The following is a 12,795-nucleotide window of genomic DNA, read 5'->3' as shown; positions in this document are numbered from 1 at the left end:
GCCGAACTCCTGACTGACAACTTGGCGACAAAGATTGGGCGATTGGAAATCGCCCCTCCTTTTTCTTAGAAGCAGGGGTGACCTTTGTGTCGTCGCTCTCCTCGGGCCGTCGATTGGCGCGAGAACGAAAGAGGGCACCCACACACAAGGGGTACCCCTACACCCGAAACACCAGAAAAACGGGGAACGTCCCGGACGGTACTGGAATGGACTTCACATTCTTCCCGGACTATATTGCGCACAGTTGCGGTTGAGCGACCACGGAAAACCGCTGACGTTTTCTAAGAAAACATCCAGAGGAGTCGGAACTTGCATTTGGGTCATTTGTTCCTGGGCATGGCCCTGTTGGCTCTCGGGCTGATCGGCATCTTCCATAAAGTGGCGGATCAGTATCGGTGCCGTCCCCGAGCGATCTCGGTGAGCATATTCTTTTGGGCAGGACTCTTTACGACTGTTTACATCGTCGCTACGGGGAGGGCTGCTCTGGTCACGGAAACGCCCGGGATGCTTTACCTTGTGGCCGCAGTATGTGGTTTCCTGGCGGCCGCGGCGATCCTGGCTTTCCAAGCCGGATTGCGCTATGGGAAGGGGAAAATTGCCACGAGCTGGGTCGTCATCAACCTGTCGACCTCACTTCCCACAATTCTCTCGATCGTGATCTACAAGGAACCCGTCAGCCCCTGGAAGATCGTCGGGCTCATCCTGGTGGTTGTGGCTGTTCTTCTGCTCTGGAAGGACAAGCAAATCGACGAAGCGGCAGCCGCCGGCCTCGCACCCGCTGCCGCAGCCTCCAGTTCGCCGAAAGGGAATTGACCCATGTGGCTCCGCATGATGCTGATCTGTTTCGTGACCAATGGGTTGGGAGCCTTCGGACTGAGGATCATGTCCGGGATGGGTTTATCCGAGACATTCAAGTTCCCCTACCTGATGCTCTGGTTTTGGGCTGGGTTGATCCTTTCGGCAGCCATCTTTTTCTCCAAGAATCGCCGTTTCACCAAGCAAGAGGTTTTGGTTGGCATCGGATTGGCCTCCAGCGCCGTGCTGGGGCAACTGGGAATGGCATTGTCTCTGGACCACGGAATTCCCGGGTTCGTAGTCTTTCAAGTGGCGCCGGGAGGCGGGCTGTTTTTGGTCGTTCTGGTCGGCATTCTCTTCTTTAAGGAACGTGTTTCCGTCTACGGGGTGGCCGGGATCGTAATCGGGATGGCGGCCCTGGGAATCCTTACCTTCGCTTGATCCTGGCTTCGGCAGAGGGATAGTGAGAGGTCGTGACTAGTGAGTTCGGCATCATCGGATACGGCCATACGGGCAAACAACACGCACGGGCCTTGGAACAGATCGAATCCGCCTCCCTGGCAGGCGTCTGAGTAGGCCTTCTACAAACCGTTGGAGTTCAGCCTGAAGGATCTCCGCGCCAGGGCCAATTGACCACGCAACAGGGACAGTAGGATGAACGAAATCCGTGGAGACGCCAAGAACCTGCGAGAGCTACTCGCCAACACGAAATTCGCCATCGATTATTACCAGCGCGAATATCGGTGGCAGACCAAACAAGTCGGGGAACTGATCGAGGATCTCTCTGGTACCTTTCTCGCTCACTTCACACTGGGTGACACCCAAAAGCAAGTCAAGCGCTATGGGCATTACTTTCTGGGCTCTGTCATCGTCAGTGAGAAGGAAGGGCGGAAATTCGTCATCGACGGCCAGCAGCGGCTTACGACTCTGACTCTCCTGCTGATTCACTTCTACCGAAACCTCCCATCGTCTCCGCAGAGGGAGCTTCTCGGGAGCCTGATCTATTCCTACGAAGGCGGGGAGACGTCCTTCAACCTTGACGTTGACGAGCGAAACAGGTGCATGTACGCCCTCTACCGCGGGAAGGCGGTAGACGAATCTGACGAGTCTGAGTCTGTAGTCAACATCGCCCGCCGTTATCGTGACATTGAAGAACTATTTCCAAGCGACATAGCGGATCAAGCACTCCCCCACTTCACCGATTGGGTGATTGGTAACGTGCACCTAGTTGAAATCACCGCGTACTCTGACGCCGACGCCTACATGATCTTTGAGACGATGAACGACCGTGGGCTTTCGGTGACCCCAACCGAAATGTTGAAGGGATACCTGCTTGCGAATATCACTGACTCGACGTTGCGTGACCGTGCCAATTCCCGCTGGCTCCGGCTCGTAGGTGGCCTGCGGACCCTTGACAAGCACGGCGACGCCGACGCGATTCGGGCATGGACACGTGCTCAATACGCCGGGACGATCCGGCAACGGAAGAGGGGAGCTGCGCCGGGCGACTTCGATCGTCTGGGCACGGAGTTCCACCGGTGGGTGCGGGACCATGCTAACGAGCTCGGGCTTCTGGCGAGTCCCGACTTCCTGAGCTTTATTGAGAATGATTTCGCCTTCTATGCGCGATGGTACACCTTCATCCGGCGGACAGCGGAGACGTTCACGCCCGGCAGGGAAGCTTTATATTTCTGTGCCCAGAATGGCTTTACGCTGCAGTACCCTGTCCTGCTTGCCCCGCTATGCAAGGATGACAGCGAAAACACGGTTCTCCGGAAGCTGTCGATCACATCGTCGTTCCTCGACATCCTGATTGCTAGGCGCATCTGGAACTTCCGGGCAATTCACTACTCGACAATGCACTACGCGATGTTCCAGGTCATGCGCGCCATTCGGCGCAAGAGTGTGGAACAACTCACTGACCTGCTCGGTCGCCGGCTGGATGCGCAGGAAGAGACATTCGCAACGGACACCCTAAAGCTTCACGGTCGGAACGGGCCTCAGGTACATCGCATTCTGGCGCGGATGACGGACCACGTCGAGACTCGCTCAGATCGCGCCTCGCGCTACGGCGAATACAGTAGCTGGAGGTACCAGATCGAGCACATCTGGGCCGTTCCGCATTATCGAGAACATAGAGACGAGTTTGAACATGAATCGCAGTTCCTGAGTTACAGAAACCGCATTGGTGGACTCGTATTGCTGAAGAAGCCCGTGAATCCCAGTCTGGGAGCCTTGCCGTACCAGGAGAAGTACAATCACTACCTGAAGGAGAATCTGTTGACCGCGAGCCTTCATGGGCTTGCTTATGATCGCGATCCCGGTTTCCAGCGGTTCAGAAACAGTAGCGGTTTACCATTCCAACACCATGCAACGTTCCAGAGGGACGACTTTGATGAACGCCAGGAGCTCTATCGCCGGCTCGCCGAACAGGTCTGGAGTCCGGCACGGCTGACCAACGAGGCCAACTGATGGTTGCTTGCCTTCGGCCCAATCCGGTCTATTGCGACTGCGGCATTGTGACTAACCGGTTCGCACTGCACACGTCGGGGAACCAGCCCGGAGTCCGCCCCAATCATGGCCTTCCGGTCAAGCAGGGCATGGGTGCGCGAGACTGACAGGTGATTGCTCATCTGAAGGGACGCGAGAAGGCACTGGAGCCCTTCGTTTGGACGGGCCGCCGGGCTGGCTGGATCGACTTGGCCTGTTTCCACGGTGATCTTCACCAGGGTGCTGCAGTGGACGAGTTTCCTGGGGAACTACCACGAGAAGATCCGTCGCGGCGTCCAAGTCCACGTCGCGCCGGGCGGAGACGGTGCTCGCCAACTGGACGCGAGTTCCTCGTCCCTCCGAAATGGATCGGAGTCGAGCCGCGAGAACGCACGCATCGACCAAGCCATCATCACGGGGGATGCCCCGGTTCTTGAGGAAGGGACGGCGTACCGGTGCCCCGACCTGTTGAGCGGAGGCGCGGGCTCACGGACGACTGGGCGAGCTATCTGACTGGCGAGAGTCGATAACCGGCGGGCGGACTGCTCCGTTTGGTGGGACGACGGATACTCATCCAAATCGGTTGGCTGGAGCCTGATTTTGGCCGTAGAAAAGTGGGGTTTCGTCCCAATCGGGGAGTGCATATGGGACAACGGGAGGCATGCGCACAGAAGAGGCCTTTCGATGTGCACTGCCATACCCTCGCCTGGAGGGGCGCTCTCTCGTCCCATCGATCCCTGGTGGGAAAGCCTGAAATGACACCGGTGGTGTGGCAGGATTGGGCCTGTTGAGCGAATGGCTCGGCTTGAGCATGGTCAAGCTAAGCTTCAAGATCTGCTCGAAGGCCTTTGCGCTGCCATCACCCGCCGAAATGTCGCCTGAGCGCGTGGACACTCAGATCGGAAAGCTCTGGGATCGAGGGGTTCTGAGGAGAAGGTTCAAGTCGCTCACAAAAGCAGAGGAAAAATCCACTATGTCGAGAGCACATTTCCCAATTGCAGACGGGATGGAGAAGAAGGCCAGTGAGATATGTGGTTCAGTGATCCGGGACAAGCAAGTCGGCTTCCTTTGTTGGTATTGCGATGCCAACCTGATTGAGAAGGGAGCCGAACAGGTCTTTGTTGGTATCAATCCAGGCGGTGGTTCAAAGGACGACATCCTCGACATACAAGAGGGCAACCTAGAGAAGCCCTATACATATTCCGGTTGGAATATTTGGCTCGATGGACAACATCATGCGTACCAACAGGCCGTTTGTCGGCTCTTCAACGTAATGCATGGTCCCGGATGGGAACAGAAACTTAGATCCACAGCCTGCTTCAATGTTTTCCCTTTTCGGTCGATGGAGTGGAAGAAGCTTGTGCGTGAATACAGGCTGTGGGATCCCCTTGCCGGCTGGTTTCATTCGGTCCTGGTTCAGATTAACCCCAAACGCATAATTTGCAGTGGTAATGACAATAGGCTGGGACCATGGGCAGCAATCAAGAAACAGCTTGTAACGGATCGGATCTTCGACACTGTTCCACTTTGGAACAACTACAAACTCAAAGGACGTAGGATCAAGTACGGTCGCCTAGCCGGGACCAAGGTTTTGGGGTTTCCTAACTTTGGCCGAGCCAAGATGGGGCCAATTCTTGTACAGGAGACTACAGAGTTCGTGAAGACGGGGCTATGGACTTGTGAGTGATCGCCGGTGAAGAGTATGATCTCTTCCGGAGTCCATGGACCGACTCGGAGATCTACTAAATCACTCAATCCAGAAACCTGTTGAGCAGAACGATACCCTTGAAATAATGACCACAGCCCATAACCGAAATAGCCGGGTTCGAAGGACGAATTTCCCGTCTTGAGGGGGATTTGGACGCGCTACGGGGACATTTTGTGGGGTCCGGTCTTGGTACCGCCATTTAATCTTCGGTCGGACTCTGCTAGGCCGAAGTCCTGCGTGTTTTTCCCTCTTTTGTCTATAATCGAGCTAAATGGTTGATTATCTTACGAAAACGATGTTGACCCAAGTGTTCGCTGGGACGTACAGGGAAGGGAAGAACCATGCCAAAAGCTGTGAACAAAAAATCATCTCAGGAGGAACGACCATGGCCCTCCACGCAGCAAATGCTTTTGGACCACCTGCGCCGAATTGTGGAGGGAGTAGCCGATGCCGATGGGACTTGGTTTTTCGGGTTTGGGGATGATTGCCTAGTCTCTTTCGATAAGGAATTGCAACAACCATACGAGGATAGTTTCGTTAGGGAAGCCAGAATCCAGATGTTTCTGACTGCTCTTGCCGTTGAGGTTAGAGATCGCCCCAGTGGTGTAAAAGTTTCCGCAGACACATCCCGACCGGGCGCTCTCGAAGCACTCGCCATGGTTTTTGATGACCACATGGACGTTCAGGACCGACGTGACTTTTTCCGGAGCATACTCCCTCGGACCGCTGGCACCGAAACGTTGCAGCAAGTGTATGCGTTCGAGATGTTAAGCAAGTTGGGGATGGTAGCAGATCGCAGCAAAACAGAGGCGGTTCGAGAAATCCTGCTCCTGGAAAATGTTCCGGAGCGAGTGGATGACTACATGGCCGAAGCTACGGCCTGTTTCCGATATGGGTTCGACAAAGCGTGTCTGGCAGTTTGCCGGGCGACGCTTGAGCAAGTCCTCAAATGGAGGTTGGCCTCAGACGGCAAGCGGATCCAGAAAAATCTCTACAATCTCATCGAGGATGCTCGCAAATGGAAGTATCTGACCGGCGAGTTGGCTCGGGCAGCCCATGACATTCGCGAGTGGGGGAACGGCGCGGTCCACAACTCCCAGAGAGGCAATATTCCCATTCCCAGAAGTGCGGAGCGAAGTTTCGTGCTTTCCTTGGCCGAGGAGGCTCTGCGGAACTCAAAGAGAATCCTCCGTCGTCTTTGTTCTTGAGGAAGAGCGCTCTTCGCTTCTCCAATCACCGGAAACGCATCCTCTACCGCCAACACCCTCTCTGCCGCCACGGCTTGCCCGAACGGATACGGTCGCTGCGGAGCATCCGTTTCCGATGCTCGCCAAGCCAACGCCGCTGCAGGCGAAGATTTTTGAGTTGCTCGGCGTCGATCCGACCCGGATTGTTGCCAGTAATTGGGCAGATTGATTCCGGATATCTCACTGAAATAGAATCAGTTAGATCAACTGTAGGAAGTGAACTTCCGATTAGATTTCGAGCTTGAGCGATTCAATCCAAGAATGACGACCAGATGTCAGCGGAACAAATTGACCGCCGAGTATCACGCCATAATCGTTGCCCACCATGACGAGCTTTCGATGGTGGATCTTTGATTGCTGCCGCGTTGTCACCGAGGAATCACGAGGCGTGTGGACCTCGACGAAACCACCCCCCTCGAAATGTCCCTGCAGACGTTGGTCTTCCGTATTCATTGACGAACCCTCCGCGCTACGGGCGGCCACGTCCGCCCACTTCAACTCCTCCGCGCGGGCTTCGGTGGCCTCCGCCCGCTCGATGGTCTACTCTTACAGCCGTCGCCATCAGGCGTTTAATCTTCATATGCTTCATGATCCAAACGCGATCCCTCAGCGCCGCGTGCATGCGGCGCCAGCCATACGCGGAGGGGTCGTTTCGATCACTTATTGGGTGCTGGCAATGGGGTTAGTCCGAGTTCCTTCAGAAACGCGTTGTGCTTTGCCGTTGCCTCCTGAATCTTTTTCTCGATCTCGACCAACTCCTTGTGCGTAGCCGACAGATCGATCGCGACCTCCGGCTTGGCCGTGCTGACATAGAGCGAGATGTTTAGGTTATAGTCGTTGGCCTCGATTTCGTCCATCTCCACGCGTCTGGCGTACCGCTCAATGCGCTCCGGGCGCTGCCTGTACGTGTCGATGATCTTCTCGATATGCTCGTCGGACAGGTAGTTCTGCCGCTTTCCCTTCTCGAAATGCTCGAACGCGTTGATGAACAGGACATCATCAGGCTTCTTGCACTTCTTCAGGACAAGGACGCAGACCGGGATGCCGGTCGAGTAGAACAGATTCGCCGGAAGACCGATGACAGTGTCGATGTGCCCGTCGTCAAGGAGCTTGCGGCGAATCTTCGCCTCCGCGCCGCCGCGGAACAGCACGCCGTGCGGCAGGATGATCGCCATCACACCGTCATCCTTAAGGTAGTGAAACCCGTGCAGCAGGAACGCGAAGTCCGCCGCCGACTTCGGAGCCAGCCCGTAGTTCTTGAAGCGCACGTCCTCGCCCAGCGCCTCGCTCGGGCCCCAGCGGTAGCTAAACGGCGGGTTGGCAACCACGGCATCGAAGAGGGGCTTTTTGGCCGGATTCGTCTCGCGGAGCAAGTCCCAGTCGTTGGTCAGCGTGTCACCGTGATAGATCTCGAACTCTGAGTCCTTCACTCCGTGCAGCAGCATGTTCATCCGCGCGAGATTGTAAGTGGTGATGTTCTTCTCCTGCCCGAAGATCTTGCCGATGCCGTGCGGTCCCACGCGCTTGCGCACGTTGAGCAGCAGCGAGCCCGAGCCGCAGGCGAAGTCCATCACGCTGGCAAGGTACTTACGCTTGCCGGTCCTCGGCTCCTGGCTGTCGAGCGTGACGACTACGGAGAGGATGTCCGAGATCCGCTGCGGTGTGTAGAACTCACCGGCCTTCTTGCCCGAACCTGCAGCGAACTGGCCGATCAGGTACTCGTAAGCGTCTCCCAGCGTGTCGCTGTCCATAGAGAATTCCGCGAGGCCCTTGGCTATCCTGGTGATGATCTTGCAGAGCTTCGCGTTCCGATCCGCGTAGGTCTTGCCGAGCTTGTCGGAGCCGAGATTGATCTCCGAGAACAGACCCGAGAACGTGCTTTGGAATGACTCGTTCTCAATGTATTTGAAGCCTGCCTGGAGCGTTTTGAGCAACTCGCCGTCCTGGGTGCGGGCCATGTGAGCGATGCTGGCCCAGAGGTGCTCGGGGCGAATGACATAGTGCGCCTTGAGACGCATCTGCTTCTCGAAGTCCGACACATCTCCAGAGTTCCGTTCGTACCAGACAGACAGGGACGACCGTCCCGCATTACCGATGGCGTTCGGGTCCGGGTAGTCTCGACCGAGTTCCTTCTTCGCGGCCCGCTCGTAGTTGTCCGAGAGGTAACGGAGGAACAGGAACGCGAGCATGTAGTCGCGAAAATCGTCCGCGTTCATCGCCCCGCGGAGTTGGTCGGCGATGCCCCAGAGTGTCTTGCCCAGCTGCTGCTGATTCTGTTCTGTCATGTCGCATCATTAAATTCAGTCGCCGGCTCACTCCGGAACAAGGCGGGGTTGAAGGGGTAGCAGTCAATGAACTCGTGAAGGATCTTCCGGAAGTACCGCTTGTTCTCCTCCAGCATCTCCCGCGGCTCGAATAACGAGTAGTTCCCGTGGCTGAGGATGTTGATCAACCGTGTGTGAAGGATGCCGTATTCATCGTCAGCATCGCGTTTGATGCACGCGGAGAAGTTCTCGTAGCCATGAAAACTTGCGGTCTTCTCCAGGATTGCGCGGAGCATGTTGAAGTGATGAGTGTACAGGCTGCCATCGCGGTCCGCCTCGTAGAGCTCAGCGAGCGCAGCCACATGGTGGAAGAATGGCGTATCCCCAGTGTTGCGCAGGAGAAGCCCCTCCGGCGACCCGTCGCGGCTAAGAAAATACTTGTTCGCCCTTTTTAGCTCATTGCACAGCACGTTGAAGAACAGTGTGTGGTGCGTTGAGATCACCGTCTTCAGGCGGCTCTCCGGCCTCTTGAGCAGCTTTGCCAGATGATTTGCCACGGCGATGGCGTTGTGCTCATCAAGCGATGAGATCGGGTCGTCAATGTAGATATGTTTGACCCATTTGTAGGGACCGGTTCCATCGTCATCGAGCGCGAGCTCGACGATGGCGAGGAAGAAACACCAGATGAAGATGTTCTCTTCGCCCCGGGAGACTTTGATGGACTCCTCGCGGCGGGTTTCGTACGCGTCTTCGTCCTCTCCCGGTCCCGCGTCCGCACTGTCAGTCTCGTTGCCGGCCGTGCCGTCCTTCCTCACCCTGAACTCTCGAGCGAAGACCACCTCCCAGCTGGTGGTGTCGATCCGGAACTCGAAGTCCGTGTACCGGTCGAGCAGGGTACGGATGCGATTGTCCATCTCCATCGACTCGAGGCCCGCGAAGAAGCTCGAATCCGTGTTTAGCTTCAGTTTCCGCTCGCTGTCATTCTCTAGGTCGTTATCCCACATGAAAAGGTCTTCGGTGAAGGCGTTGTAGTAGAGCGTGTCGCGCTGTTCGGTCTGGTCATCGATGTTCACGACTTTGCCGAGGTCCTTGAATGCGGTAGACAGCCGGGTCTTGCCCACGCCGTTGTAGGCGTAGAGCAGGATGAACTTCTTGTTCTCTAGCTCTTGACGCAGGTGTGCGGCGAGGGCGTTGAGATCTTTGAACGTCGTTGCGTCGCTCATGGCTCACTGGCTCTCAAGTGGGGGAAAGAGCTGCTGCAGTAGGCCCTGCTTGTAAGTCTTGAGGGCGTGGATCTTCTGCACCTGCCCGGCGAGCCGGGCGTCGAGCATAGAGAGGCAATCGGCGATACGGTGCTGCTCGGCAAGCCGGGGGACAGTTACTCGCATGGCGTTGAAGAATGGAAGGCCGATAGTCTTGATCGTGCTACCGGTGGCGATCCGTTCAAAGAGCGGCTTCAGAAGCTGCAGCTGGTAGTACAAGAACCAATTCGACAGGACGGTGGGCTCGCAAGTCCAAACAATAAAGTGCTGGCTTACGGCCATCGAGCAACCAATAATGGCGCTCTTCCCGACGCCAGCATCCCGACTTAGAATGACCGAACCAGCTGGATGAAGTACGGCAGAAGAGTTGTTGATCCCCTCTTCGGAGATCTCGATCTCGGTTTCGGAAATCAGACCGTTGTCCATTCGCTTTGAATCGGCGAGTGACACCCACTTGATTCCGCCGTTGTAGTATTCCGCTATTGTTTTGTTTGGCGTGTGGCCCGTACCTCGCCTTGCTAGATCATCGAGTTTCTCTTCGTCCCACGCCCCCGCGTTTTGGAAGTCTGGAAAGCGCAGCCGTGGCACGGTCTTGCCGAGCTGGGGAAAAAGCTGCTGCATCAGCCCTTGTTTGTGCTGTCGCAGGCTATCGAGCTTCTGGCTGTCCGCCGCGATCAGATCGTCCAGCGAGCCTAGGCAGTCGGCGATCTTCTTCTGCTCAGGACGTGATACTGCGACCGGCGGGAGCGGTACGGGCATCGACATTAGAGCGTCTTTGCTAACGCTCAGCGCGCCGTGGGCACGCGCACCGACCGTGATGTACTTGCGCAACCATCGACCGTGGTGATTCCCATGCAAGAGATGGTCGAGGTACTCAGGGATGACGGCAGCGGCATCTGGCCTGAAGCATGTAAAGATGCTGTTGGGCACAGCCGCATCCCCCGTCCCGTTGTATCGGGCGATGTATCCCTGCGGGAACTCCTTAGTCGCACTCTTGTTGTAGGCAAAATCGTTCGTTTGCAGCCGGATGTAGTTCTTATACGAGTTGCCCGCGATAATGCGGCCAAACTTCTCTTCCTGGCTGATAAGACCGACGCCCGTCGTTACACTCATGGGCACGCACTTGCTCGTCCCAACCCTATCGGAGATCAGTTTCGCGATGCCGCTGAGCGGCTGGAAGTGCCAGTGTCCTGTGCTACGGAACTTGGGAAACCGCAGGTTGGGCACCACGGACGTCGGCTTGTCGGCTGTCATCGCGCACCCCCCTGCTCGTAGGCGTTGAGTCCCGAGATGTCCCTGCCGCGGGCCCGCTTGTTCAGGAGCGGGACGAGGGCGTCCATGAGGGCGAGTTCCCGCTCGCGACGTTCTCGCCAGCCCAAGCCGAGCGGCTCCATCAGGTCGGTAAGCTTCTCGCCGTCGAAGATCATGCGTTGGAGGATGGTACCGACGAAGCCCGAGAGCGACTCGGTCGTCAGACCGTGGGCCTGGGCGAGGCCTTCGATCTCCTTGGCCTGCTTCTCGGCCTTGAACTGCTCGTAGCCAGCGCGGACCGCGGCCTCGTCGAGGCCCTCGCCCTCCGTGAGTGAGCGGACGTACTCGGTGATCTCCTCCCGCTCGTCCAGGAACTTGGCGTCGGACTGGATCAGGCCGATGAGCTGCTCACGGCTGATCGTGAGCTTTTTTGGGTCCTGCCCCGAATACTTGGCGATCAGCTTCATGATGTAGTCGTAGTCGATGAGTGCAGAGGCGAAGAGGACGAACTCGAAGTCGAGCTCGTCGACATCGAGGTTGGCGGGCTCGCCGTCCTTTCTGGGCGTACCCTGCTGCTCCTTAAGTCGCTGGGCGGTTTCGAGATAGACGCCGCGGAAGGCCCGGAGATCGTCCTTCGGGAGAGCCTGCTCGATCTGCTCCCGCTGCTCGTCGGTGAGGTCGGTGTACTGGTCGAGCTGGGTCTGGAGGCGCTGGACCTCCCTAAACCGCTTAATGAACTGAGCCCGGGCATCGTCGCCCATCAGGTTGTTCACCTGGTCGGGCTTGGCTTCGAGACCCTGCGACTGCATGAACTCGCCGAGGTCGGCGACGGCCTTCCTAAAGTTGTCGATGACGACGGGAGCCTTGTCAACCAGCCAGATCTCGCGGGCCCGGTCAGCCTGCGCACCGGAGAAGAGAGAGATGGCGTCGTCGACGCTGTCTTGCTGCTGGCGGAAGTCGAGGATGTGGCCATAGGGCTTGGTCGCGTTGAGAACGCGGTTGGTGCGGGAGAAGGCCTGGATCAGACCGTGGTGCTTGAGGTTCTTGTCGACGTAGAGCGTGTTGAGATACTTGGCGTCGAAACCGGTGAGGAGCATGTCCACGACGATCGTGATGTCGATCTTCTCCCCGCCCTTGCGGGGCAGGTCGCGGTTGGGGAACTGCTGGTCCTTGATGCGTTGCTGGATGTCCTGGTAGTAGAGGTCGAATTTGTTGAGGTCGTGGTTCGTATCGTACCGCTGGTTGTAGTCGGCGATGATGGCCTTGAGCGCGGTCTTCTTGGCCTCTGGGTCGTGCTGGTTGTCCTCCTTCTCCTGGGGGAGGTCCTCCTGGATCTGCTGAACGTCCTTGTTGCCCTCCGCTGGCGGCGAGAAGACGGCGGCGACTTTGAGGGGGACGAACTCGGGTTCGGCGGCTTGGCGTTGGGCCTGAAGCTGCTTGAAGACCTTGTAGTACTCGATCGCGTCGTTGATCGAGGCAGTGGCCAGCAGCGCGTTGAAACATCGGTCTCCGGTCGCGGCATCGTGCTTGTCGAGGACGGCCTGGGCGACCGCCTGCTTCGTGAGGGTCTGACCCGGCTTGATGGGGGAGGCGTCCTTTGGCTTGTAGTAATCGATGTGGAAGCGGAGGACGTTCCGGTCCTCGATCGCATGGGTGATGGTGTAGGCGTGGAGATCTTTCTGGAAGAGGTCCTTGGTGGTTAGAAGTGTGGCGACGTCTCCCTTGAGGGTGCCCCGTTTTCGTGGACGGTTTATTGGTGCGGTCTACGTTGCCTTAGG

General features: G+C 57.2%; 9 protein-coding genes and 1 pseudogene. 5 read left to right on the top strand and 5 right to left on the bottom strand.

All coding sequences use genetic code 11. The annotated features are described in order from the left end of the window. The first annotated feature begins 309 nt into the window (after nucleotides 1–309). The 5 genes from OXT71_06895 to OXT71_06875 all read left to right on the top strand — a co-directional run bounded on the left by OXT71_06895 (nucleotide 310) and on the right by OXT71_06875 (nucleotide 6,201). Nucleotides 310–813: a hypothetical protein gene (locus tag OXT71_06895; protein ID MDE2926108.1), complete on the top strand. Its 504-nt coding sequence runs from the start codon at nucleotides 310–312 to the stop codon at nucleotides 811–813. Nucleotides 814–816: 3 nt separating this feature from the next. Beyond that, nucleotides 817–1,236 carry a hypothetical protein gene (locus OXT71_06890; protein ID MDE2926107.1) on the top strand — a complete coding sequence of 140 codons (420 nt, stop codon included), beginning with the start codon at nucleotides 817–819 and terminating at the stop codon, nucleotides 1,234–1,236. Nucleotides 1,237–1,449: 213 nt separating this feature from the next. Beyond that, nucleotides 1,450–3,267, top strand: a complete 1,818-nt coding sequence (locus OXT71_06885; GenBank protein MDE2926106.1) for a DUF262 domain-containing protein — start codon at nucleotides 1,450–1,452, stop codon at nucleotides 3,265–3,267. Nucleotides 3,268–4,072: 805 nt separating this feature from the next. Beyond that, entirely contained in the window at nucleotides 4,073–4,972 is a 900-nt protein-coding gene (locus OXT71_06880) for a hypothetical protein (protein ID MDE2926105.1), read from the top strand. 362 nt (nucleotides 4,973–5,334) lie between these two features. After that, complete coding sequence (locus tag OXT71_06875; GenBank protein ID MDE2926104.1) at nucleotides 5,335–6,201, top strand: DUF4145 domain-containing protein; 867 nt, start codon at nucleotides 5,335–5,337, stop codon at nucleotides 6,199–6,201. Between the two features lie 267 nt (nucleotides 6,202–6,468). Here OXT71_06875 and OXT71_06870 read toward each other — a convergent pair whose 3' ends face one another. The 5 genes and pseudogenes from OXT71_06870 to OXT71_06850 form a co-directional block, all read right to left on the bottom strand. Further along, a complete protein-coding gene (locus OXT71_06870; GenBank protein ID MDE2926103.1) occupies nucleotides 6,469–6,693 on the bottom strand; it encodes a hypothetical protein in 225 nt (74 codons plus the stop codon). 203 nt (nucleotides 6,694–6,896) lie between these two features. Then, nucleotides 6,897–8,525, bottom strand: coding sequence for a type I restriction-modification system subunit M (locus OXT71_06865; GenBank protein MDE2926102.1), 1,629 nt, complete (start codon nucleotides 8,523–8,525; stop codon nucleotides 6,897–6,899). Then, nucleotides 8,522–9,727 (bottom strand): AAA family ATPase, encoded by a 1,206-nt coding sequence (locus OXT71_06860; protein MDE2926101.1) that lies wholly within the window; start codon nucleotides 9,725–9,727, stop codon nucleotides 8,522–8,524. Before OXT71_06860 ends, OXT71_06865 begins: the two co-directional genes overlap by 4 nt. A gap of 3 nt (nucleotides 9,728–9,730) precedes the next feature. Then, nucleotides 9,731–11,020, bottom strand: a complete 1,290-nt coding sequence (locus tag OXT71_06855) for a restriction endonuclease subunit S (GenBank protein MDE2926100.1) — start codon at nucleotides 11,018–11,020, stop codon at nucleotides 9,731–9,733. After that, nucleotides 11,017–12,744: pseudogene (locus OXT71_06850) on the bottom strand (type I restriction endonuclease subunit R). The gene OXT71_06855 and the pseudogene OXT71_06850 overlap by 4 nt, the downstream one beginning before the upstream one ends. Nucleotides 12,745–12,795: the final 51 nt, after the last annotated feature.

It is taken from the genome of Acidobacteriota bacterium (assembly GCA_028874215.1).
Taxonomy (GTDB): domain Bacteria; phylum Acidobacteriota; class UBA6911; order RPQK01; family JAJDTT01; genus JAJDTT01.
This window is presented reverse-complemented; position numbering and strand designations above follow the sequence as displayed.

Coding starts and splice junctions, on each gene's coding strand:
- OXT71_06865 (MDE2926102.1), bottom strand. CDS start 8,525: ATGACAGAACAGAATCAGCAGCAGCTGGGCAAGACACTCTGGGGCATC.
- OXT71_06875 (MDE2926104.1), top strand. CDS start 5,335: ATGCCAAAAGCTGTGAACAAAAAATCATCTCAGGAGGAACGACCATGG.
- OXT71_06890 (MDE2926107.1), top strand. CDS start 817: ATGTGGCTCCGCATGATGCTGATCTGTTTCGTGACCAATGGGTTGGGA.
- OXT71_06860 (MDE2926101.1), bottom strand. CDS start 9,727: ATGAGCGACGCAACGACGTTCAAAGATCTCAACGCCCTCGCCGCACAC.
- OXT71_06855 (MDE2926100.1), bottom strand. CDS start 11,020: ATGACAGCCGACAAGCCGACGTCCGTGGTGCCCAACCTGCGGTTTCCC.
- OXT71_06885 (MDE2926106.1), top strand. CDS start 1,450: ATGAACGAAATCCGTGGAGACGCCAAGAACCTGCGAGAGCTACTCGCC.
- OXT71_06870 (MDE2926103.1), bottom strand. CDS start 6,693: ATGAATACGGAAGACCAACGTCTGCAGGGACATTTCGAGGGGGGTGGT.